This window comes from Yersinia rohdei ATCC 43380, assembly GCF_000173775.1.
Taxonomy (GTDB): Bacteria; Pseudomonadota; Gammaproteobacteria; order Enterobacterales; family Enterobacteriaceae; genus Yersinia; species Yersinia rohdei.
The window spans coordinates 63,589-87,122 of sequence record NZ_ACCD01000015.1; the positions used below are offsets into that span (position 1 = coordinate 63,589).

The following is a 23,534-nucleotide window of genomic DNA, read 5'->3' on the forward strand; positions in this document are numbered from 1 at the left end:
CGACAGAATTAACAGTATATTGCACAATGATGCAATATCGAGCGAGACTTGACCATTTGTCGAATCTTCTGGTCATCATGCCTCTGGTAACGGCAGTAGAACATCAACCTAACCATGTTCACGGTGACAGAATGATAAAGCTAATTATCACAGACCTTGATGGCACTTTTCTGAATAGTCAGGGAGACTATGATAGGGAATTATTTGCTAAAGTCGGAATGCTGATGGCTGAAAAAGGCGTTCATTTTGCGGCTTGCACGGGGAAGCAATGTGAAAGAGTTGAAGAGTTGTTTGGTGAATTTAGCCGAGATCTCTGGATTGTGGGTGATAGCGCCACCCGCATTAAATATAACGGCGAATATCTATTTCAGTCTTTGATCCGCAATGAGCTAGGTCTGCGTATTATTAACCGGTTACAAGAAATCAATCCTCACCATGTGGTCATCGCCTGCACCCCGGAAGGGGCGATAATCTCTGCCAATGTTCCAGCACGGCTGAAAGATAAAATCCGGAATTCCTATACCAACCTTACACAGGTTGAGGATTTGGCTTCCCTACAAAGCGATTTCGTCAAAATCACCGTCTATGATGAAAAGGGTCACTGTCCTCAGACCCGTCTGGGCTTAGTTCCTTTTGACAATGATGTTTACATCGTTGTGTCGGAAGCTTCCTGGATCGACATTGCCGATTATGGCGTGCATAAAGGAACGACGGTACAGAAACTTCAAGAAATTCTGCAAGTTGGTCGACAAGAAACCATGGCCTTTGGTGATGGTTATAACGATATCGAATTGTTGGCCGAAGCGGAGTACAGCTTTGCTATGAGAAATGCATTTGAAGAGACAAAAGCTGCCGCCAATTACATTACGGGGACAAATGATGAGAGTGCGGTGCAAAAAACCATCTGTCGATTGCTCTCACTTCAATCCTAATCATATTGGGCAGAAAGAGATATTTCGTCAGTAAATTTGTGTGCAAGAAGGCAGGGTAAACGTGCCTTCTTGCAGCATAATAGCGAGTCACTACAACGGCTTATTCCGCAAGCTCGATATGCATGCTGACACCGGAGAAATTTTTTAATTTTTGCCCCTTTGATAACCACCATGATGTCAATATCCTCACAGGTCGCGACTTTATATCTTGCCACTTGTGAGATTTTGTCTTCTGTGGCGGCGGCGATGACTTCATTGCTTTGCGCCAGCACTTCTTTTTTAAAACAAGCATCTTCATAGTAAACAGCACTCAGCCCGGCCTGAGGGTCAAGCCCACAAACGCCAATAAATGTCTGATCGAAAACCATGCCCCGGATTTGGTTAACCGGCTCAGAGCCAAGTGTACTGCCAGTGAGTGCATTGACCTTCCCACCAAGCAGGATCAGCTCACCTTTAGTTCGCCCACAGGCCGCCGCTGCAATTTGCGGAGAGTTTGTGACGATAGTCAGTTCCAGGTCATCAGGGATGAACTCCACCATGGCCAGGTAGGTAGAACCAGCATCAATAAAAAGGCAAGAATCTGGTCTTATCAATTGGGCACACTTTTGTGCCAGTTGTGATTTTTCTTGCACGTTTTGTGACATGCGAGTGTCGAAACTGGCCGACTGTTTTAGTTGACTGACAGCCCCGCCATAGACTTTTTTACACAAGCCTTTTCTGGCCAGTTCTTGCAAATCCCGACGTATGGTGTGTTCCGAAACGCCAAGTTTGCGAGCCGCCTCTGCGCAGACAACCCGACCTGTTTCAGTCAGCATCTGATGGATAATAGACTGCCGCTGTTCGGGGAAGACATCATAATCGCTCACATCGGCTCCTTAAGTAATCATAAAGTATCAAAACCAAGCTAAATAGTGCGACTAACCATCGCGCTATTGGCCGCTTGCAGTGCATGTTATCTGCTTGTGCTTGGGTAATATAATGGCTTAAAACGAGTGAATAACCCCGTGTTTCGTAGACACGTTTTTTCCTCCTAAAAAAGAAAAAATGAGACTGGAAAATGCGGCAACAGAGGTCAATTTTCATTGAACACAGATACCCAAAATAATTTGCGTTACTTAAGTTGCTATCACACTGAAGTACCGAAAATTATAATGGGCATAAAAGTGACGGTTTATAATCTGAAAGGCTGGCACTGAGCCAACCGTTCATGATTATTTGCGCCAATAACCATTCTGCGCAACATCGAGTTGTAGCTCATGGACGACCTGATGCACCGTTTCATTATCGTGGAAACCACTCACAGTACAAGAAGTGACATCACTATCATTGACGATAAGTAACTCACTTTCAGGGTAGATTTCCTCGACTCTCGCGCTCAACTCGGCGACATAAGCGTCATACTTTTCTACAGACAGTGCATTCTTATCTGCATCAGAAATACTGATTTTTATATTCATAAAATACTCCTCAGGCTAATCGCCCATTTTCAATTAGTGATAAACAGGCCTATTCAAATCGCTGTGATTAGGTTATTTCAATTTTAGTTAGTTACTCTAGCTTGAAAAACAAAAAATACGAAAAAATAAAACGTTACAGCAATCAAACTAGGATAGGAAAGGCCTATGGATAGAGGCGTCGCCAGATGATGCTGCCAGATCCAAAATGTAGGGTTTAAGAAGTCATAGAGTCATTATTGATAAGTGAAGTTGTGCTCGAAGGAAAAGTAAAGGAAGGAAAATGCTCATGCAGAGTATTTGAACGCCCAGAAAGTAATATAAGGCTACTGTGTGGGCGATATCTATCTGGAATACAGCATAATTATTGCCCAGGCTTCTTCAATACTTACCTAGGCAAACATAGATCAGTTCTGCATACTGCCCATCAGGATTGAGGTAATTATCCCTGTTGTACTTGTCTTTCTTGTTCAGGGCCGCAATTAACACCGAATCTGATGACGACTCCGGGCTGCGCCCTCTTCCTGTGGGCGAGGGGTGAGGGGATTAGAACGGTAAAGTGAGTTATGCTATACGCGCGTAGCTAGCTTGAAATTCTAAGCTAGAGAACGAGTGAATAAACCTCGCAACCCAACGCTATCCGAGTATTTTTTATATAACTAAGGAAACAACGATGAGTGAAGCCCAGCCCTTGAATGCCTTCATTGTGGACGATCATCCTCTGGCACGTATGGCGATTAAGAACCTGTTGGAAAGTGAAGGGATTAATGTCATTGGCGAATCAGGGGACGGGGCCGAGGCGCTGCTACAAGTGGCGCTGCATCAGTCTGACATGGTAATAGTTGACGTGGATATCCCCACCATGAGCGGCATTGAGGTGGTTGAACAGCTCAGAAAACAGCAGTTCAGCCAGATAATTATCGTGGTTTCCGCCAAAAACGATCTGTTCTACGGCAAGCGCAGTGCGGATGCCGGGGCCAATGCCTTTATCAGTAAAAAAGAGGGGATGGCCAATATCATCGCCGCAGTGCATGCCGCCCAGAATGGCTATAGCTATTTTCCATTCTCAATTAACGGTTTTGTCGATAGCCTCTCTTTGGAACAGGAAATGCTGGCATCGCTCTCCAGCCAAGAGATCAAGGTGCTGCGTTTCCTCCTCAGCGGTGCAGATAATATGCAGATCGCGGCGGCGATGTTTATCAGCAATAAAACGGTCAGTACCTATAAAAGGCGTTTAATGGAGAAGCTCGGCTGTGGCTCGTTGGCCGATCTGCTTGCTTTCGCCAACCGTAATAAAATTGGGTGAGTGCATGCTAAAACGGGGGCAGGTTTTTTTCTTGCGCTCAGCGAGTTTGTCGATATGGCGACGTTGCAGGCACTCAGTTTGCGCCACGCTACAACGCACAATAAGTAGCCGCTTATTGTGCGTCTGTTATTAATTCCCAATTCTAGCACCATAGCAAATAAGTCTAACAATGAGTTAGGAGACCTTAAATGGCTCGGGTCGCTTTCCAGGATATTAATAATTTCATGCGGCTAAGCTCTCACGTATTGCAATAATTGAAGGGTCGGTAAATACTCTGCATGGCGAGTTATCTGATTTGATAAAATAGAATGGCGAGCACAAAGTTTTATTCCGCTCCATGTATGCCGGATTAGAAAAATTCTCCTGTGATTTAATCAATAAAAACGTGGCGATTATTACCCTGACCAACCGATAATGGCAGGGAAATCGCGACACTGAAGACAATTACCTACAGACTTACGAATAACCCGTTGTGAAATAGATGCTTAAAATAAGTGAGGCGATTGAGGATCCTGACGCCATAAATAGTTATAAGAAGTACCTGAATTGCCAAATAGCGAGAATTTTGCACCGCAGCATTTCTAAGTCCTCAATTACCGCGCAATAAACCGCCTGATTAAACCATCCTACAGACGTAGTCCAGAGCCTACAGCACTTACCAATTGCTCTTATATCTTTGTGATGCTATTCCTTCTAATATTATCACAAGTTTTTGAGACAATATAGCGTTCAAATAAAAGTTAAATCCACGCTGTCTTATATATCGAATTTATTTATTAAATTATTATTCTATTTAAGGTTAACTATTATGAATAAGACAAATATTACTCCAACTTATAATGAAAATGATGATGTTTATGGTTCAGCCGATTTAGCGAGTGAGTTGCCGAAATCCATGTTCCCCACTGCCGAGCGTAATCCGCGTAATGTCTTTAATGCCATCCGCGATGAACTGATGCTGGACGGTAATTCACGCCAGAACCTGGCGACGTTCTGTCAGACCTGGGTGGATGACGAAATTCGCGAACTGATGGATTTGTCGATCGACAAAAATATGATCGATAAAGACGAATACCCACAGACGGCTGAAATTGAAGCCCGCTGCGTAAGAATGCTGGCCGACCTGTGGAAATCCCCAACGCCGGATAGCACCCTTGGCTGTTCAACCATCGGTTCTTCGGAGGCCGCGATGCTGGGCGGGTTGGCGCTGAAGTGGCAGTGGCGCAAAAAGCGGGCCGAGCAGGGGCTGCCTACCGATAAACCGAACCTGATTTGTGGCCCGGTGCAGGTCTGCTGGCACAAGTTTGCTCGCTACTTCGACGTTGAATTGCGTGAAATCCCGTTGGAAGGCGATCGTTTGATCATGAACGCGGAAGAAGTGCTCAAGCGCGTTGACGAAAATACCATTGGTGTCGTACCGACGCTGGGTGTGACATTCACCTGCCAGTATGAGCCGGTCAAAGAAGTGAGTGATGCGTTAGACCGTCTGCAACAGGAAACCGGTCTTGATATCCCGATGCATATCGATGGGGCCAGCGGCGCTTTCCTCGCACCCTTCTGCTCGCCAGAACTGGAGTGGGATTTCCGTCTGCCTCGGGTGAAGTCTATCAACTCATCTGGCCATAAATTTGGGTTGGCCCCGCTGGGTGCCGGCTGGGTGGTATGGCGTGAGGCGGCCGATTTGCCTGAAGAGCTGATTTTCAACGTCAACTACCTTGGCGGGAACATGCCAACCTTCGCGCTGAACTTCTCACGCCCTGGTGGCCAGATTGTGGCGCAGTATTACAACTTCTTGCGCCTTGGCCGTGAAGGCTACGCCAAAATCCACAATGCTTGCTACGCCACGGCTCAGCATCTGGCGACAGAGATTGGCAAGTTGGGGCCGTTTGAAATTCTGTTTGATGGCGATAGTGATAAGGGCATTCCGGCGCTGGCGTGGAAACTAAAAGACGATTCGGCGATTGGTGGCTACACTCTTTATGATTTGGCGGAAAAACTGCGTGCTCGTGGCTGGCAGGTCCCGGCATATTCAATGCCAACGCACCGTGAGGATTTGGTCATTCAACGCATCCTGGTACGTCACGGCGTGAGCTATGACCTTGGTTGCCTGTTGATCGAAGACATCAAAAGGGCGCTGATTGAATTCGAGAATCACCCGGTCATCAACCCGGTGTCAGCCCAGGTAGGTAGTGGCTTCAATCACGGCTAAGACTATGATTTTTCTTTTTAACGGGGCGGCGACTGTGCCAGCCCCGCTTTTTTTTCCACTAAAATTCGCCGAGAAGAGCCATCTCTTCCGGTAGGAGAATCGTTATGGTGAGCACAGAAAAAAGCGCCGTTCCAAAACAACTAACGTTGTTAGGCTTTTTTGCCATTACCGCCTCTATGGTGATGGCCGTTTATGAATACCCGACCTTTGCAACATCGGGTTTTTCTTTGATCTTCTTCCTGCTGTTAGGTGGGTTTCTGTGGTTCATCCCCGTCGGCCTGTGTGCCGCCGAGATGGCGACGGTAAAAGGCTGGCAGGAAGGCGGGGTGTTTACCTGGGTGTCGAAAACCTTGGGTGAGAAGTGGGGCTTTGCCGCCATCTCCTTTGGCTATCTGCAAATTGCCATCGGTTTCATTCCGATGCTGTATTTTGTGCTGGGGGCGCTGTCTTATATCTTAAAATGGCCTGAGCTGAACGAAGATCCGGTGATTAAAACCGTCGCGGCATTGGTTATCCTGTGGGGCCTGGCACTAACCCAGTTTGGTGGTACCAAAAATACCGCGCGCATTGCCAAGATTGGTTTCTTTGCCGGCATTCTTTTGCCTGCGGCGGTCCTGGTTATCTTGGCCGTCAGCTATCTGCATTCCGGTGCGCCGTTGGCCATCGAAATGAACGCGTCTACCTTCTTCCCGGACTTTACCCAGATGGGTACTCTGGTGGTATTCGTAGCGTTTATCCTGAGCTACATGGGCGTTGAAGCCTCTGCGACTCACGTCAACGAGATGAAAAACCCAGGCCGTGATTATCCACTTGCCATACTGTTGCTGATGGTGGCGGCGATTTGTCTAAGTTCTATTGGCGGGCTTTCTATCGCGTCGGTTATCCCTAAGGGTGAAATCAACCTTTCTGCCGGTGTGATGCAAACCTTCAGCGTACTTATCTCGCATTTCGGTCCGCAATTTGAATGGGCTGTTCGCGTCATCTCCGCACTGCTGCTGTTGGGCGTGTTGGCAGAAATCGCTGCCTGGATTGTTGGCCCATCTCGCGGCATGCTGGTCACTGCACAACAAGGGATCTTGCCTGCTCGCTTTGCCAAAATGAACAAGAATGGCGTACCGGTAGTACTGGTGATTTCGCAACTGGTCATTACTTCTATCGCGCTAATCGTCCTGACCAATACCGGGAGTGGCAGCAATATGTCCTTCTTGATTGCGCTGGCGTTGACCGTAGTAATCTACCTGTGCAGCTACTTCCTGCTGTTCCTGGGCTACATCAAGCTGGTACGCAAGCAGCCGGAAAATGAGCGTGTGTTCAATATTCCGGGTGGCAAAATGGTCAAGCTGACTGTCGCTACCCTAGGTTTGTTGACTTCAATGGTTGCCTTTGTGGTCTCGTTCTTCCCGCCTTCAGGTCTGGCAGGGGTAGAAGCCGACCATATGTATGTCATTATGCTGGTGGTGTGTTTCCTGGTGGTGCTGTCTATCCCGTTCATTATCTATGCGCTGCATGATAAACGCTTGAAGGCGACCAACCTCAAGCTGGTACCGTTTAGCACTGATTCTGCACCAAAAGGGCACTTCTTTATCCACCCGCGTGCACGTTCCATGCACCATATTTTTGTAGATGACAAGCAAGTACATTAATCCCTTCCCGCGAACCCTCTCTCACAAGGAGAGGGTTTTTGGTCAATGACAGGCCGCAAGGCTCCTGACCTTTTTATCATCAAGCCCGCTTTTCTTCTTACTGATGTGAATCCATTGCGTATTTATTAGACCTTTATTGCACTCATTTTTGACTGCGCTTTCACGAGATGAATTGAGACTCTATGAAATAAAAAAAATCCACGCAATTGCGTGGATTTTGTCAGTCTTCATGCGATTTAATGAAACCTCATAAGACAACAAATTTGAGTTAGACGTTGAACAGGAAGTTCATCACGTCGCCATCTTTTACGATGTATTCTTTACCTTCTGAACGCATTTTTCCGGCTTCTTTCGCGCCTTGCTCACCTTTGTAGGTGATAAAGTCTTCAAAGGCGATAGTTTGTGCCCGGATAAAGCCTTTTTCAAAATCGGTGTGGATCTTACCGGCGGCTTGTGGAGCAGTTGCACCCACTGGGATAGTCCAGGCGCGAACTTCTTTAACACCCGCGGTGAAGTAGGTTTGCAGATTCAGTAACTCATAACCAGCACGGATAACACGATTCAGACCGGGTTCTTCAATACCTAACTCTGCCATAAATTCAGCGCGGTCTTCATCTTCTAACTCGGCGATATCTGATTCAACTGCGGCGCAAACGGCGACAACCACTGAACCTTCCGCCTCAGCAATAGCCCTAACTTTATCCAGATATGGGTTATTTTCGAAGCCATCTTCATTGACGTTAGCAATGTACATGGTAGGTTTCAGTGTCAGGAAGCTCAGATAACGGATGGCCGCTTTATCTTCTGCAGTTAGATTCAATGCGCGCAGCATGCCGGCATTCTCTAAATGAGGCAGGCATTTTTCCAGTGCTTCCAGTTCGGCTTTAGCGTCTTTATCACCGCCTTTAGCTTTCTTCTGTACACGATGCATAGCACGTTCACAGGTTTCCAGATCAGAAAGCGCCAGTTCAGTATTAATAGTGTCAATGTCATCTACTGGATCAACTTTACCAGCAACATGGATGATATTGTCATTCTCAAAACAACGCACTACATGGCCAATAGCTTCAGTCTCGCGGATGTTAGTCAGGAACTGGTTACCCAAGCCTTCACCTTTGGACGCGCCTTTAACCAAACCAGCGATATCAACAAATTCCATAGTGGTTGGCAATATGCGCTGAGGTTTAACTATCTCGGCCAACTGGTCCAGACGCGGGTCCGGCATTGGCACCACACCCGTATTGGGTTCAATGGTGCAGAACGGGAAGTTAGCTGCTTCGATGCCCGCTTGTGTCAACGCGTTGAACAGGGTGGATTTACCAACATTAGGCAGGCCCACAATACCGCATTTGAATCCCATGTTTTATATCACCTTAAATAACTTAAAAATCAACTTGTTAGGCTTAACAGGTCAATGTAATCAAAATTTATGCCGTCATTATACACGTAATGACGATTTATCTCGATCATGCTCTTACGTTGCGATAATTACTTTTGCTGTTATAGCGGATAGGTAATTGATTTTTCTAACTCTGTGTCGGGGATCACGCTTCTACTATCTTAAGTTTTCTGATTAACGTCCGATAATAACTCATTAGGATTTACACTATAAAATTGGATAATCCCCATGGAAATGAGTGTGTTTAAATGGCTGTTAGTCATTCTGTTGGGAGGGGGGATTGGCGTTGCTGGTATGTGGCTTTTGACGTCAAATGTTGAGTCAACCGAGCCAACTTTCTCCCAATTGATTGATAAATATGGCGTACAAATAGAAAGTAAGTCTGACAAAAGCCTAAAGTATGTGGGCTACAAAAAAAACACGATTTATGAAGACTTTGATAGCATCCAACTGACATTTAGCTCTTTAAACGATAAATTCGAACGTAGCCATTCAGTAGCCGAAAATAAGAAAAAGGCCACTGACTGGACATCGCTATTCTGTACTGATGATCTTCAAGATATTGCGGGTGAATATGATGCGCCGAGTAATCATTTTCTTGGCCGGGTGAGGGTGATTATTGCGGGGGTTGTGCTGACGGGCGAGGGGCAACAGGGTATTAATGCTTTGTGCCACTCCAATTAAGAAATAAAAAATAAGCTCCCCAGTGCAGGTTATCTCACTGGGGAACAGGGTGAATCTCTATGCACCGGCTTTAAAGGAATGCAGGCGATTCATGGCCTTAGTGATACCTTCGGTCAGCAATATTTCGGTACAGCGGATAGACTCATCAATGGTGTCATCTATTAAGGCTTGTTCACTGGCTGGCGGTTTGCCGAGTACAAAACCGGTAACTTTACTTTTATCACCTGGATGGCCAATACCTATACGCAAGCGGTAAAAGTTAGGATTATTACCGAGTTTGCTCTGGATATCCTTTAGGCCATTATGGCCGCCATTGCCGCCGCCCAGTTTCATTTTTGCCACCCCAGGCGGGATATCAAGCTCATCATGCGCGACTAAAATTTCTTCTGGCAAAATGCGGTAAAACCCGGCCATTGCTGCAACCGCTTTGCCACTTAAATTCATAAATGTAGAGGGTACCAGCAAGCGAATATCTTGACCTGCCAGATTTAACCGCGCGGTATAACCGAAGAATTTGCTCTCTTCTTTCAGTGATTGATTATGGCGTTCAGCCAATAAATCCACATACCAGGCTCCCGCATTATGGCGGGTTTGGGCATATTCAGCGCCCGGGTTTGCCAGCCCAACGATTAATTTAATACTGCTCACGTCGTCATTCACTATTACTAAAGGAATCAAAGTACGACAGTTTACCTGTCATAGCCCGTAATAACAAAACCCAGGTTTATTTTGTTTTTAACCAACACCGTCAGTTGCTTTGGGTAAAATTATAAATAAAGTGATTTACTATATGAATAGTTACCAATCTATATAATTCAACTTTAATGCCAAAAAGCGCAATAATGTAAAGATTTAGTGGAATATATTTGCCAGTTGTGATCACTAACGCAATACCTTTATTACCACCCTGACTATACTTAGTTATTAAGTGGACATGAATAATCGCGTTAAGCAAGTTTCCTGATGCACCGCTGAGTGATTATTTATTGGTAACCCAAAATGGAGGTGGCATATGAAACGTAAAAGTGCAGCAATGCTCGGTAATGTGCTGATGGGGTTGGGTTTGGTCGTTATGGTGGGTGGGGTAGGTTACTCCATTTTAACTGAAATCGCCGAACTTGGTTTACCGCAATTCTTTGCTCATGGTGCAGTAATGAGTATTTTTATCGGCGCACTGTTATGGTTGGTTGGCGCGCGTATTGGTGGGCGTGAAGCGGTGGCAGATCGCTATTGGTGGATTAAACATTTTGATAAGCGCTGCAATCGTAACCAACGTCACTCTTAGTCATTAGTTAATATTTATTATCAGTGAATATTGGCGATTAATTACAGTGTGACAGCAGCTAAAACAGCAAATCTGGAACCTATCTTTTCGGCTTTACTATGAGCTGATGTTAGGGAGGGGTAAATGACGGCTCAACGATCGAGTAGCCAAAAATCAGTTAAACAAGCATCTCTAACTCAAGAACTCATTGATTCGGAACTTATTGATCAAGAGTAGAAAACCCGTTGTCGCGTTTGCTGCAACGGGTTTCCTTAATCTGCTTCGACTAGTTCATCGCACAATATTGACTCAAATAATATTGACTCAAACAATATTAAAAAGTCATCAACCCCGACGTAAATCCCACCAAGTGGTTCATCACGACAATAACCTTGCGGCTAGCTGCGGCCGGATAGCACCGCAGGGGCTAATATTGATTAATGCTCAAACATCGCAGAGATAGACTCTTCATTACTGATGCGGCGGATGGCTTCAGCCAACATGCCGGACAGTGTCAGAGTACGTACATTTTTCAATGCCTTGATTTCAGCTGACAGCGGAATAGTGTCACAAACAATCACTTCGTCGATAACGGAATGTTTGATGTTTTCAACCGCATTACCAGAGAAGATCGGGTGAGTTGCATAAGCGAATACACGCTTAGCGCCACGTTCTTTCAACGCCTCAGCCGCTTTACACAAAGTACCACCGGTATCGATCATATCGTCAACTAAGACGCAGTCACGGCCAGCAACGTCACCGATGATGTGCATCACCTGAGAAACGTTAGCGCGTGGACGACGTTTGTCGATAATCGCCATATCAGTATCGTTCAGCAGTTTTGCGATAGCTCTGGCACGAACAACGCCGCCGATGTCTGGTGAGACAACAATTGGGTTTTCCAGATTCTGCTGCAACATATCTTCCAGCAGGATTGGGCTACCAAATACGTTATCAACCGGAACATCAAAGAAGCCTTGGATCTGTTCAGCATGAAGATCCACTGTCAAAACGCGGTCAACCCCAACACTTGAGAGGAAGTCAGCAACAACTTTAGCAGTGATAGGTACACGAGCGGAGCGCACGCGGCGATCCTGACGGGCGTAACCAAAGTAAGGAATTACAGCAGTAATACGTCCTGCGGAGGCGCGACGCAGGGCATCAACCATGACAACCAGTTCCATCAGGTTATCGTTCGTGGGTGCGCAGGTGGACTGGATGATGAAAATATCACCGCCGCGTACATTTTCGTTGATTTGCACGCTCACTTCGCCGTCGCTAAAACGACCTACAGCGGCGTCACCAAGACTGGTGTACAAACGGTTGGCAATACGTTGTGCTAGTTCCGGGGTGGCGTTACCAGCAAAAAGCTTCATATCAGGCACGAGAAGAACCTCAGGCATGCGTCCAGAGAAGATATCGTCAGATCAGTAATCAGGGGCGATTGTTCATACTGACTGCAATATACATACGGGTATTTAAAGCCAAAACACATCAAATCTAAAACAGCATTATGAACCGGCTTTCAATCTAGTGAGACAGGTATTTTCAGAACTCAAGGTTCGTAAGGCCATCACTTAGGCCTTACATCTACCCGTCATTTTTCAAGGTGCAGGGCTGTTGGCTACCATCATTCACCTAACTCATTGAGTAACCTCAACGTTTTGGGCTCATTTAGTTGCGGCCAACCTGCAACTCGGAATCTATTGGGTATAACGCTGTAAATCGTTATCTGTGCTCACTGCTTTCAATTTTCCCAGAGCGTACGCGATGCAGTGGTGAAACATTCACACCACGAGCGATAAAACCGTGCAACCACTCAGGGGCAATACTTAACACCTGTCGGGCCGATGACTCAGTGTCGAATTCTGCAAACACACAAGCGCCGGTTCCGGTAAGGCGTGACGGGGCGTATTGTAACAGCCATGAAAGAGCCTGTTCAACCTCGCGAAAACGTTTTCTTGCGATTGGTTCGCAATCATTTGCGTAAGGAGCGCTTAAAAGCGCCGCCAGTGGGCGAATTGGCGTATTTCTTTTTAATTCAGGATCGGAAAAAATAATTGGTGTTGGGATGCTTACACCGGGGTGTACCACCAAATACCACTTCTCTATAGGCTCTGCGGGCTGTAATTTTTCACCAATGCCCTCGGCAAAGGCGGCATGTCCATGAACAAATACCGGTACATCGGCACCCAAAGTGAGGCCAAGAGTGGCTAATTCGTCATCAGACAAGCCACATTGCCAGAGAGTATTGAGTGCCACTAACACGGTCGCAGCATTGGAAGAACCGCCCCCCAGACCTCCGCCCATGGGTAAACATTTATCAATACTGATATCAGCTCCCCGCGGTATTTTTATCGCATCGGGGTTGGGTTGATGCTGTTGCAGTAATCGAGCGGCCCTAACAATCAGATTTTGTTCATTTTCCACCCCCTCGATAGGGGTTAATAAATGAATCTGGTCATCATTTCTGGGGACAATAGTCAGCTCGTCGCCATAGTCGAGAAACTGAAACAGCGTTTGTAATTGATGATAGCCATCGGCACGTTGCCCGGTGATGTAGAGAAATAAATTCAATTTTGCGGGAGATGGCCAAACATGTTGATGAGTGATAACCATGTTAATTGACCGTCCAGTTATCCATTTTTAGCTTGATGCGCTGCCCGCCTTGGCTCAATTCCATACGGCTAGGCAATGGTGGCGTCACTTTTGTATTATATTCCTGATAATCCACTACCCAAGTTACCCCATCTTGCTGATACGTAAGCTGTTTTAATCGATATTTGTCATCAAGAGTGAAGTCCGTGGTATCGCCAGGTAACCCCAGGATCCATTGGCGCAAACTGGCTAGTGGAATCGACATGCCAGTCAGCTTGTGAATCATTTCTTGCGGGTCATCACTGACGTAGCGTTTGCCTTGATTATCCGTTAGTTGAGTCACACCGGGTTGCACCACGAGTTCAAGCTCAGTGCTACCCAATGGATTGGTCAGTAATAAACGATAACGCTCTGGAGCGGTTTGTTGCCAGAAAAAACGCGCATAAACTTTTTGTTTATCAGATAAATAGGCAAATGCACCTCGGGTTTGGAATTGGCTCAATTGCTGTAGTTGTTGCTCATGCTGACGCCATTGTGGTGACGTTGGGCTGGTCGCCGGGCCTGATGGTGGCGTGGTGCTACAAGCCGCTAGTAGCAGAGTAGCTAAGGGAAGTAAGCGATAAAAACGAGTTTTGCACTGAGGCATATGGGTATAAATCCTATCGGTCGCGGTGTTTTCACTGGCGGCACGTTTTTAATGGAGCAACTTAATAATAAAGCAAATTGTTTTGATGCGTCTTAATTTGATGCAGCTTAATAAGGTTTAATTGTTGCTCACGCTAACCACCTGAAGGCCGAGCGTCAATCCCTTGTTCTAATTTGTACATCATATAATCAATTTTTGAGCATAATTTGGGATAATACTTAGGATGATGCACTGCGACTTTTATTGATCCCTCGCATCAAGTAGAATGCGGTTCAGACGAGAATCCATACTAACATCAGTATTACTCTAAGCCGTTCTCATGACTCTGCTTGCATTAGGCATTAACCACAAAACCGCACCTGTATCGCTACGTGAACGTGTGACATTTTCACCGGAATCGATTGATCAGGCGCTTGCTAGCTTGCTCCAACAGCCGTTGGTGCAGGGCGGTGTCGTGTTGTCTACGTGTAACCGAACTGAGCTTTATCTCAGCGTAGAACAGCAAGAAAACCTGCACGAACAACTGATTACCTGGTTATGTAATTATCATAAACTCAACCCCGATGAAGTGAAAACGAGTTTGTATTGGCATCAGGGGAATGATGCCGTCAGCCATTTAATGCGGGTTGCCAGCGGGTTAGACTCACTGGTGCTGGGTGAACCGCAAATTCTGGGGCAGGTAAAAAAAGCCTTTGCTGAGTCTCAGCGCGAGCAATCACTGTCTGGCGAGCTGGAGCGTTTATTCCAGAAGTCATTTTCAGTGGCCAAACGGGTTCGTACCGAAACTGAAATCGGCGCGAGTGCGGTTTCGGTGGCTTTTGCTGCCTGTACTCTGGCACGACAAATTTTTGAGTCACTCTCTGAGCTGAATGTGTTGTTGGTCGGTGCCGGTGAAACCATTGAGCTGGTAGCTCGTCATCTGCGTGAACATCAAGTCAAGCATATGATTATCGCTAACCGGACGCGCGAGCGCGCACAAACCCTGGCAACAGAGGTGGGTGCCGAAGTGATTACGTTGCCAGAAATTGATGCCCGTCTTGCTGATGCTGATATCATTATTAGCTCAACGGCCAGCCCGCTGCCGATTATCGGCAAGGGTATGGTAGAACGCGCCCTGAAAAGCCGCCGCAACCAGCCAATGCTGTTTGTGGATATCGCCGTGCCACGGGATATCGAGCCTGAGGTGGGTAAACTGTCGAATGCCTATTTATACAGTGTTGATGATTTACAGGCGATTATTCAGCACAATATGGCGCAGCGCCAAGCCGCAGCAGTTCAAGCTGAGTCAATAGTACAGCAAGAAAGCATGAATTTTATGACCTGGCTACGGGCGCAGGGGGCGGTCGAAACTATTCGTGAATACCGCTCTCAGGCCGAACAGGTTCGCAGTGAGATGACAGCAAAAGCTTTAGCTGCCATTGAGCAGGGGGCAAATGTAGAACAGGTGGTGAATGAATTGGCCCACAAGCTAACCAACCGCCTGATCCATGCGCCCACCAAATCCCTCCAGCAAGCTGCCAGCGATGGCGATATGGAGCGGTTGCAATTATTACGCGACAGCCTTGGGCTGGATCAGCACTAGTTTCCTCTAATTACAGGGTTTAAAACCACGGATGAAGTCTTCTATTGTTGCCAAACTGGAAGCGTTACAAGAGCGCCACGAAGAAGTGCTGGCGTATCTTGGCGATGCCAGCGTTATTGCCGATCAAGACCGTTTCCGCGCGTTATCACGTGAATATGCGCAATTGACCGATGTCACTCGCTGCTTTAAAGAATGGCGCAGTGTGCAAGATGATCTCGAAGCCGCAGAAATGATGCTCGAAGATCTTGAAATGCGCGAAATGGCACAGGAAGAACTGAAAGAAGCCAAAGCTCGCAGTGAAGAGTTAGAGCAGCAATTGCAAGTGTTGTTGCTGCCAAAAGACCCTGATGATGAGCGCGATTGTTTCCTGGAAATTCGTGCAGGAACCGGCGGTGACGAAGCGGCTATTTTTGCCGGTGATATGTTCCGCATGTACAGCCGCTATGCTGAATCCCGCCGCTGGAAAGTTGAAATCATGAGCGCCAGTGAAGGTGAGCATGGTGGTTATAAAGAAGTGATTGCCAAGGTTTCCGGTGAGGGGGTCTTCGGGCGGCTGAAATTTGAATCCGGTGGTCACCGGGTTCAGCGCGTGCCAGAAACTGAATCACAAGGCCGCATCCATACCTCGGCTTGTACTGTTGCGGTTATGCCCGCCATTCCTGAAGCTGAGATGCCGGAAATCAATGCCGGTGACTTGCGTATTGACACCTTCCGCTCTTCAGGTGCGGGTGGCCAGCACGTTAACACCACGGATTCGGCTATTCGTATTACCCATATTCCCACCGGGATTGTGGTGGAATGCCAGGACGAGCGTTCGCAACATAAGAACAAAGCTAAGGCTATGTCAGTGTTGGGTGCGCGTATCCGTGCCGCAGAAATGCAAAAACGCCAGTTGGCGGAAGCCTCTGAACGTCGCAATCTGTTAGGTTCTGGTGACCGTTCAGATCGTAACCGTACCTATAACTTCCCGCAGGGCCGCGTGACTGACCATCGTATCAACCTGACTCTGTATCGTCTGGATGAAGTGATGGAAGGTAAACTGGATATGCTGATTCAGCCGATTGTGCAGGAATATCAAGCAGATCAGCTCTCTGCGTTGTCTGAGCAAGACTAATGGATTATCAGCAGTGGCTGTCGCTAGCGGCAGCCCGTTTTAGTCAAAGTGACAGCCCGAAGCGCGATGCCGAGATCCTATTGAGTTTTGTCACGGGGCGTGGGCGTACCTATTTGCTTGCCTTCGGTGAAACTTTGCTCACCGCCGAGCAGCTAATTGCATTAGAGTCATTGGCCGCCCGTCGTGAGCAGGGTGAACCCATAGCGTATCTGGTCGGGGAACGGGAGTTCTGGTCACTGCCACTGAGTGTTTCTTCTGCCACACTGATACCGCGCCCTGATACCGAATGCTTGGTTGAACAGGCGTTGGCACATTTACCGGCCACACCAGGTCGCATTTTAGATTTGGGTACTGGCACTGGTGCTATTGCTTTGGCCTTAGCCAGTGAACGCCCAGATTGCGCCGTCGTCGGGGTGGATATTAAAGCCGATGCTGTGGCGCTAGCCCGCCATAATGGCGAAAAACTCGCAATAAATAATGTGCATTTTGTGCAAAGTAGCTGGTTTGACACGGTGAACGGCAAATTTATGCTGATTGTCAGTAATCCTCCTTATATTGATGCTAATGACCCCCATTTACAGCAAGGTGATGTTCGCTATGAGCCACACAGTGCGCTAGTGGCACCCGCGGCAGGTTTGGCTGATTTAGCTGAAATTGTTCGTCAGTCACCAGACTATTTAGAGCCGGGTGGCTGGTTGATGTTGGAACACGGCTGGCAGCAAGCGGAAGCCGTGCAGAAATTACTGAAGAATACGGGCTTTAGCGCGGTGATGACGTATAAAGATTATGGTAATAATGATCGTGTTACACTGGGTCAGTGGGTCGCAGGTTGAGAAAACTCTGGTTAATACCCAATTTCTGTACTGAATAGACAAAAAGCGATGAATAATTAACAGATATCCAACGTCATTGGCATGGCAGTTAATCTCACTGCGATGCCAGGCAAAATGGGTAACAAAAGGAAGCGAAAGTCATGTGGGTTGATTACATCGCCATGAAGCATTTGCATTTACTCACTGTGGTCATCAGTATTACGCTGTTCGTATTACGTTTCTATTGGAAATGTCGCGGTTCGGCTATGATGGATAAACGCTGGGTAAAAATAACGCCGCATATCAATGATACGCTGCTGTTTGTCAGCGGTATTGTCTTGATTTTTATTACCGGATTTTATCCATTCAGCCCGCAAGGAACATGGCTGACTGAAAAGCTGTTTGGCGTTATTATCTATATCCTGCTTGGCTATGTTGCATTAGGTAAGCGAACTCGCAGCCAGAATCGTCGCTGGATTGCTTTTATACTCGCATTGGGTTGCCTGTATTTGATAATTAAACTGGCAACAACTAAGTTACCACTGCTGATGGGATATCTATGAGTATCATTGCTGATTTCGAATTTAACAACGCGTCCCTGTGTGATGGGGTGTTACTGGTTACCCAGGAGATTCGACAGGATTTTCCACTGGCTGATGTACGTAAACAACTGCAACAGCTGGTTGATGATGCACGGGCGGCAATGCCCGAGGGTCTTAATCAGGATCAGCAATTAGAAGTGCTTATCGATCTGTTTTACCGCCAATGGAAATTTGGCGGAGCAGGGGGCGTTTATCGTCTGTCTGATGCTATCTGGCTAGATAAAGTACTGGATAAACGCCAGGGCACACCGGTATCGCTGGGGGTTATTTTCTTGCATATTGCCCATCAGTTGGATTTACCGCTGATGCCGGTTATTTTTCCAACCCAATTAATTCTTCGTGCTGACTGGTTAGATGAAGAAATGTGGCTGATTAATCCGTTGAACGGTGAAACACTAAACGAGCATATGCTGGAAGTGTGGATCAAGGGCAATCTGGGGTTGAGCGCCGAATTGGAAGATGAAGATTTGGAAGAAGCAGAAAATACCCTGATTGTGCGCAAAATGCTTGATACATTAAAAGCGGCATTAATGGAAGAAAAACAGATGGAATTGGCTTTGCGTGCCAGTGAAGCGGTATTAGCTTTTGATCCCGATGACCCCTATGAAATCCGTGACCGTGGCTTGATTTATGCCCAATTGGATTGCAACCACATTGCTATTTCTGATTTAAGCTATTTTGTCGAGCAGTGCCCGGAAGACCCTATTGCTGAAATGATAAAAATGCAGATCCACTCTATTGAGCAACAGCGGGTGACATTGCACTAATTCTTTTTCTATAGTGGGTGAGTCACAGTAGCGAGCCGCTGAAGTCCCGCGCTATCAACTGTGCTTAACCTGCTGTAATTAATCTCGGTTTACCCTTTATAAGGTATTAGTATGAAACAGAAAGTGGTTAGCATTGGCGATATCAACGTAGCGAACGACCTGCCTTTCGTGCTGTTTGGTGGCATGAATGTGCTTGAGTCCCGTGATCTGGCGATGCGCATCTGCGAGCATTACGTGACTGTGACCCAAAAGCTGGGTATTCCTTACGTTTTCAAAGCCTCGTTTGACAAAGCCAACCGTTCTTCAATTCACTCTTACCGTGGCCCTGGCTTGGAAGAAGGCATGAAAATCTTCCAGGAATTGAAACAGCAGTTTGGTGTGAAAATCATTACCGATGTGCACGAAGCCAGCCAGGCACAACCCGTATCAGAAGTGGTAGATGTTATCCAGCTACCTGCATTTCTGGCCCGCCAGACTGACTTGGTCGAAGCTATGGCGCGCACTGGTGCCGTGATTAACGTTAAGAAACCGCAGTTTGTCAGCCCAGGCCAGATGGGCAATATTGTTGATAAATTCAAAGAAGCTGGCAATGACCAGGTTATCCTGTGCGATCGCGGCAGCAACTTTGGTTATGACAATCTGGTGGTTGATATGTTGGGTATCAATGTCATGGTCAAGGCCACTGGGGGTCACCCAGTCATCTTTGACGTGACTCATGCATTGCAGTGCCGTGATCCCTTTGGTGCTGCATCGGGTGGTCGTCGTGCGCAAGTGGCTGAACTGGCCCGTGCAGGAATGGCGGTGGGGCTGGCGGGTCTGTTTATCGAAGCACACCCGGAGCCAAACAGTGCTAAATGTGACGGCCCATCTGCATTGCCATTAGATAAGCTAGAGCCATTCTTGGTACAGATGAAAGCAATTGACGATTTGGTGAAGAGCTTCCCTGAGCTCGATACCAGCAAGTAAATATCCTCGGCTATTGTTATCAATAAAAAAGGCAGTGTAGAAAGCTACGCTGCCTTTTTTGATTGTAAAATGACGATTTAACCTTACCTGCCACTTGCGCGGCTAGTTTTTCACCCGTAAAGCCTCTAAGGCCTCTGGCAAAGAGCCATAGAAACTCAACTTGCCCTCAATAGGCTGCACCCGAGCTCTTGCCAGCGTCTTTAGTGGCTGGAAAGGAATATCAGTGATGATGAGTTGCTGATGCTCATTTAGCGCCTCAGTGAAGCGCAGAAACGCATTTAATCCCCCCGCATCTAAAACTGGCACGGCGTCCCATTGCAAAATAACCGTGTTATAGTTTTCACTGCGGCTCAGTAACTCATTAAATATGCGCTCTGCGGCGGCGAAAAACAGCGGCCCGTTAACCCGCAGAACCAAAGTATGTTCATCCACTTGCGCCGGTATTTCACTCAGGCGAGTCATGCGGGCAATGCGGCGCATAAAGAGCAGTGAAGCCAACACAATACCCACCGTGATAGCAATCACCATATCGAATAAGACGGTCAGGCTCATGCACAGCAGCATCACGATAATGTCGTCTTTGGGGCCACGGCGCAGTAAATCGATAACTTTATGGGCCTCACTCATGTTCCAGGCCACAATCAACAGCAAAGAGGCCATCGCAGCTAATGGCAAGTAAGACAACATGGGGGCCAGAACCAACAAGGCCAGCAATACCAGCAGCGCATGCACAATGGCCGAGACAGGCGATGTGGCACCGGCCCGCACATTTGCCGCGGAACGCGCAATGGCCGCAGTGGCTGTAATACCGCCAAAGAACGGCGCAATCATATTACCCAGTCCCTGCCCAACCAACTCACTATTGGAATGATGTTTTTGGCCCGTCATGCCGTCGAGCACCACGGCGCATAATAATGACTCAATTGCCCCCAGCATGGCCATCGAGAAGGCGGCTGGGAGAAGCGCGGAAAGTGTGGCCCAATTCAGCACAAACTCCTGTCCATTGGCGGCCGGAAGCTGCCAGGGCAGGACAAGTTGCGGCAAAATAGGGGGGATACCCTGGCCTTGGGTGCCATCAGCCAGTAAATAGCCAAAACGCGAACCGATAGTGGCTACCTGACTATCAAATAGTGACAAGATGCCCATAACAGCAGTACCAGCAACCAAAGCAGGTAAGTGACCCGGTAACTTTAATTTCAATCGTGGCCAGAGAATTAATACCATTAGGGTAACAACAGCAATTAATGTATCACTGAGGTTTATGGTTGGCAGCGATTGCGCTAGAGCCGTCACTTTGCCGACATAGTTTTCCGGCATTTTTTCAATATGTAAGCCGAAGAAATCCTTTACTTGCATGGTCGCAATGGTGATACCAATCCCCGAGGTAAAACCAAGTGTGACTGATAGCGGAATATATTCAATTAAGCGGCCTAGACGCCCCAGCCCCATGCACAGTAAAAATATCCCCGAAATTAATGTCGCCAGTAATAAGCCGGCTAAACCAAATTGTTGTGAAACAGGATAAAGAATTACCACAAAGGCCGCGGTCGGGCCGGAGACGCTATATCTGGACCCCCCACTGACAGCAATAACAATCCCGGCGATAGCCGAGGTATATAAGCCGTACTGCGGTGGGACACCACTGGCAATAGCCAGTGCCATAGCCAGCGGAATAGCAATAATACCGACAGTGACGCCGGCAATTATATCTTTAGTAAGTCTATGAAATGTATATTTTTCTCGCCAGCAAGCGTCAATAATCGCGCTGAACGGCCTAATGCCGTTAATTCCGTGCGTTTTCATCTAAGGTGTAAACCAAATAAAGAAAAGACAAAATAAATGGCGGGCCAATAAGGGTCCGTCTCGAAGTGCTGATTACAACGATACGCCAATTTGTACGACAAGATCTAGACGTAAATCAATCTCTGGCAGAAATGTAGATAACTCTGCATTTTATAAAATGACTTTTATGAGCCAATGCATTGCTAGTAAGCTATTTTCGGCTATCGGTAAATAAAAATCAGATATTATCCCAGTCAGGGGTGATTTTTATCCTCAACTGTCTGAAATTGAATGTCATTAGGGCCAGAACCTATGTTACTGGTTGGTGGCGATTAAGTAAATGAGTGAAAATCTTGTTACCGGAGGGTAGCAAGAGGCTGCATAATAGCCGTGTTCAGGAATAAATCCGACTTTATGGCTGAATATGAGGTTGGAAACTGCGACTGTTATCTGTACTTAATGTTTAGGGAATTCAATGAATAACATCATTCTTAAATATAATGTTTCGCTAGCACTAAATTGGCAAAATTCGTTTTGGTCAACATCAGCAGTTAAAATTCAAAGAGCTGACGCTACACCATGAATGAATTGGAATCTTTATCAACATTATACCGAGACATCTGTGTCACCTATGCAACACTTTCCATCAGTTATCTTGCCTTAAGTAAAAACAGCACTTTTTCCTATGATGGTGGCGTGGGGAAGCGCATAATATTTGGTTTGATATCAGGGTTAGTTTCACTTTATTTAAATGAAGATCAGTGGGTTATTTCTGATTCATTCTTCTATAGCTTCGAATTGATCCCGATAATATTAGTTACATTTTATGGTGGCTGGCTTAGTGGTTTGACTGCCGTTGCGGTGAATATTGCATTTACTGGTTGGTTTACGCTAGACAATCTATTAATAACACTAATATTTACTTCTCTTATTCTCTTCAAAGTCTGGGAGAAAAAGAATAATCGTGTTTTTTACACCACCGTTGTTTTGATCGTTATATACCGAGTCGTCGCTGCTGGTTTATTAGTTCCGCAGGCACTTAACTGGTCTCAGGTGATGATATATCAGCTGATTTCTGTCCTGTGTTTAGCTATTTGTTATCATGCGCTTAACTTTAATGAACATCATATCCACACCTTCTTTACGATGAAGTTCCGAGCGAGTATCGACAAATTAACGCAGTTAAATAACCGTGCAAGTGTTGATTACCGCCTAACTACAATTTATAACAACCGCCAGGCGTGTGGCTTAATGATTTTGGATCTTGATCATTTCAAGTTTGTTAATGATACCTACGGCCATGATGCTGGCGATGTTATGTTGTCAGAAATTGGGCGGCTTTTGACTGAGGCTATCAGGGATGAGGATTTTGTTGGCCGTTATGGTGGAGAGGAATTTATTATCATCACTCACCGCCATGAACCACAGACCATTACAGCGGTTGCAGAGCGGATCCGGCAACTGGTTGAGAATTTAACGGTAGAATTACCGAGTGGAGAGAAAATAAAGGCGACTATGTCCATTGGCGCGTCACTCTATTTACCAGGAATGTCGATGTTAAAAGCCCTGAAAATGGCCGATGAAGCATTGTATCAGGCTAAAAGACAAGGTCGTAATCAAGTGGTTTATAGTCGACTAATGCCATATTCAGTCTTGGGCGATAACATAGCGAAAGAGAAGTACCGACGCTAATCATAAAGCCATTGTCTCTGATGCGAAACCAAAGAAAAAGGCTCTGACTTTCGTCAGAGCCTTTTGCTCGAATATGGCGGTG

General features: G+C 46.6%; 21 protein-coding genes. 13 read left to right on the plus strand and 8 right to left on the minus strand.

Going from position 1 to position 23,534, the window contains the following annotated elements; all coding sequences use genetic code 11:
• The first annotated feature begins 131 nt into the window (after positions 1-131).
• Positions 132-932, plus strand: coding sequence for an HAD-IIB family hydrolase (locus YROHD0001_RS07045; protein ID WP_032817108.1), 801 nt, complete (start codon positions 132-134; stop codon positions 930-932).
• Here the strand turns inward: YROHD0001_RS07045 and YROHD0001_RS0118060 are convergent.
• The gene (locus YROHD0001_RS0118060) at positions 929-1,798 is read right to left on the minus strand and encodes a DeoR/GlpR family DNA-binding transcription regulator (protein WP_081452054.1); all 870 of its coding nucleotides are present in this window, start codon (positions 1,796-1,798) and stop codon (positions 929-931) included. The two genes, YROHD0001_RS07045 and YROHD0001_RS0118060, sit on opposite strands and share 4 nt — an antisense overlap.
• A 345-nt stretch (positions 1,799-2,143) precedes the next feature.
• Entirely contained in the window at positions 2,144-2,389 is a 246-nt protein-coding gene (locus tag YROHD0001_RS07040; RefSeq protein WP_004715184.1) for a DinI-like family protein, read from the minus strand.
• Positions 2,390-3,077: 688 nt separating this feature from the next.
• Here YROHD0001_RS07040 and evgA point away from each other — a divergent pair.
• From evgA to gadC, 3 genes are all read left to right on the plus strand, one after another.
• Entirely contained in the window at positions 3,078-3,692 is a 615-nt protein-coding gene (evgA, locus tag YROHD0001_RS07035; RefSeq protein WP_032817117.1) for an acid-sensing system DNA-binding response regulator EvgA, read from the plus strand.
• An 808-nt stretch (positions 3,693-4,500) separates the two neighbouring features.
• Complete coding sequence (gad, locus tag YROHD0001_RS07030; protein ID WP_004715186.1) at positions 4,501-5,901, plus strand: glutamate decarboxylase; 1,401 nt, start codon at positions 4,501-4,503, stop codon at positions 5,899-5,901.
• A gap of 104 nt (positions 5,902-6,005) precedes the next feature.
• The gene (gene gadC / locus YROHD0001_RS07025) at positions 6,006-7,544 is read left to right on the plus strand and encodes a glutamate/gamma-aminobutyrate antiporter (protein ID WP_004715187.1); all 1,539 of its coding nucleotides are present in this window, start codon (positions 6,006-6,008) and stop codon (positions 7,542-7,544) included.
• Between the two features lie 268 nt (positions 7,545-7,812).
• Here the strand turns inward: gadC and ychF are convergent, their stop codons facing one another.
• Positions 7,813-8,904 (minus strand): redox-regulated ATPase YchF, encoded by a 1,092-nt coding sequence (ychF, locus tag YROHD0001_RS07020; RefSeq protein ID WP_004715188.1) that lies wholly within the window; start codon positions 8,902-8,904, stop codon positions 7,813-7,815.
• Positions 8,905-9,171: 267 nt separating this feature from the next.
• Between ychF and YROHD0001_RS07015 the strand changes: the two genes are divergently transcribed.
• The gene (locus YROHD0001_RS07015) at positions 9,172-9,627 is read left to right on the plus strand and encodes a hypothetical protein (protein WP_004715189.1); all 456 of its coding nucleotides are present in this window, start codon (positions 9,172-9,174) and stop codon (positions 9,625-9,627) included.
• A 57-nt stretch (positions 9,628-9,684) separates the two neighbouring features.
• Here YROHD0001_RS07015 and pth read toward each other — a convergent pair whose 3' ends face one another.
• Positions 9,685-10,275 carry an aminoacyl-tRNA hydrolase gene (pth, locus tag YROHD0001_RS07010; RefSeq protein WP_004715190.1) on the minus strand — a complete coding sequence of 197 codons (591 nt, stop codon included), beginning with the start codon at positions 10,273-10,275 and terminating at the stop codon, positions 9,685-9,687.
• 364 nt (positions 10,276-10,639) lie between these two features.
• Here pth and ychH point away from each other — a divergent pair, with 364 nt between their 5' ends.
• Positions 10,640-10,912: a stress-induced protein YchH gene (gene ychH, locus YROHD0001_RS07005; RefSeq protein ID WP_004715191.1), complete on the plus strand. Its 273-nt coding sequence runs from the start codon at positions 10,640-10,642 to the stop codon at positions 10,910-10,912.
• Between the two features lie 416 nt (positions 10,913-11,328).
• Here ychH and prs read toward each other — a convergent pair whose 3' ends face one another.
• From prs to lolB, 3 genes are all read right to left on the minus strand, one after another.
• Positions 11,329-12,276 carry a ribose-phosphate diphosphokinase gene (gene prs / locus YROHD0001_RS07000; RefSeq protein ID WP_004390739.1) on the minus strand — a complete coding sequence of 316 codons (948 nt, stop codon included), beginning with the start codon at positions 12,274-12,276 and terminating at the stop codon, positions 11,329-11,331.
• A 343-nt stretch (positions 12,277-12,619) separates the two neighbouring features.
• A complete protein-coding gene (ispE, locus tag YROHD0001_RS06995; protein WP_004715193.1) occupies positions 12,620-13,510 on the minus strand; it encodes a 4-(cytidine 5'-diphospho)-2-C-methyl-D-erythritol kinase in 891 nt (296 codons plus the stop codon).
• Position 13,511: 1 nt separating this feature from the next.
• Entirely contained in the window at positions 13,512-14,135 is a 624-nt protein-coding gene (gene lolB / locus YROHD0001_RS06990; RefSeq protein WP_004715194.1) for a lipoprotein insertase outer membrane protein LolB, read from the minus strand.
• A gap of 319 nt (positions 14,136-14,454) precedes the next feature.
• On the opposite strand from lolB, the gene hemA reads away from it, so the two are divergent.
• From hemA to kdsA, 6 genes are all read left to right on the plus strand, one after another.
• Positions 14,455-15,717, plus strand: coding sequence for a glutamyl-tRNA reductase (gene hemA, locus YROHD0001_RS06985; protein WP_004715195.1), 1,263 nt, complete (start codon positions 14,455-14,457; stop codon positions 15,715-15,717).
• A 31-nt stretch (positions 15,718-15,748) separates the two neighbouring features.
• The gene (prfA, locus tag YROHD0001_RS06980; RefSeq protein WP_004715196.1) at positions 15,749-16,831 is read left to right on the plus strand and encodes a peptide chain release factor 1; all 1,083 of its coding nucleotides are present in this window, start codon (positions 15,749-15,751) and stop codon (positions 16,829-16,831) included.
• Positions 16,831-17,664 carry a peptide chain release factor N(5)-glutamine methyltransferase gene (prmC, locus tag YROHD0001_RS0118065; RefSeq protein WP_032817110.1) on the plus strand — a complete coding sequence of 278 codons (834 nt, stop codon included), beginning with the start codon at positions 16,831-16,833 and terminating at the stop codon, positions 17,662-17,664. Before prfA ends, prmC begins: the two co-directional genes overlap by 1 nt.
• Positions 17,665-17,804: 140 nt before the next feature.
• Entirely contained in the window at positions 17,805-18,206 is a 402-nt protein-coding gene (locus YROHD0001_RS06975) for a SirB2 family protein (protein ID WP_004715197.1), read from the plus strand.
• Positions 18,203-19,012: an invasion regulator SirB1 gene (gene sirB1 / locus YROHD0001_RS06970; RefSeq protein ID WP_032817111.1), complete on the plus strand. Its 810-nt coding sequence runs from the start codon at positions 18,203-18,205 to the stop codon at positions 19,010-19,012. The genes YROHD0001_RS06975 and sirB1 overlap by 4 nt, the downstream gene beginning before the upstream one ends.
• Positions 19,013-19,123: 111 nt before the next feature.
• Positions 19,124-19,978, plus strand: a complete 855-nt coding sequence (gene kdsA, locus YROHD0001_RS06965; RefSeq protein WP_004715199.1) for a 3-deoxy-8-phosphooctulonate synthase — start codon at positions 19,124-19,126, stop codon at positions 19,976-19,978.
• Between the two features lie 102 nt (positions 19,979-20,080).
• On the opposite strand, the gene dauA is transcribed toward kdsA, so the two are convergent.
• On the minus strand, positions 20,081-21,781 hold the full coding sequence (gene dauA, locus YROHD0001_RS06960) for a C4-dicarboxylic acid transporter DauA (protein WP_004715200.1): 1,701 nt from the start codon (positions 21,779-21,781) through the stop codon (positions 20,081-20,083).
• Between the two features lie 558 nt (positions 21,782-22,339).
• Here dauA and YROHD0001_RS06955 point away from each other — a divergent pair.
• The gene (locus YROHD0001_RS06955; RefSeq protein WP_004715201.1) at positions 22,340-23,452 is read left to right on the plus strand and encodes a GGDEF domain-containing protein; all 1,113 of its coding nucleotides are present in this window, start codon (positions 22,340-22,342) and stop codon (positions 23,450-23,452) included.
• Positions 23,453-23,534 lie beyond the last annotated feature (82 nt).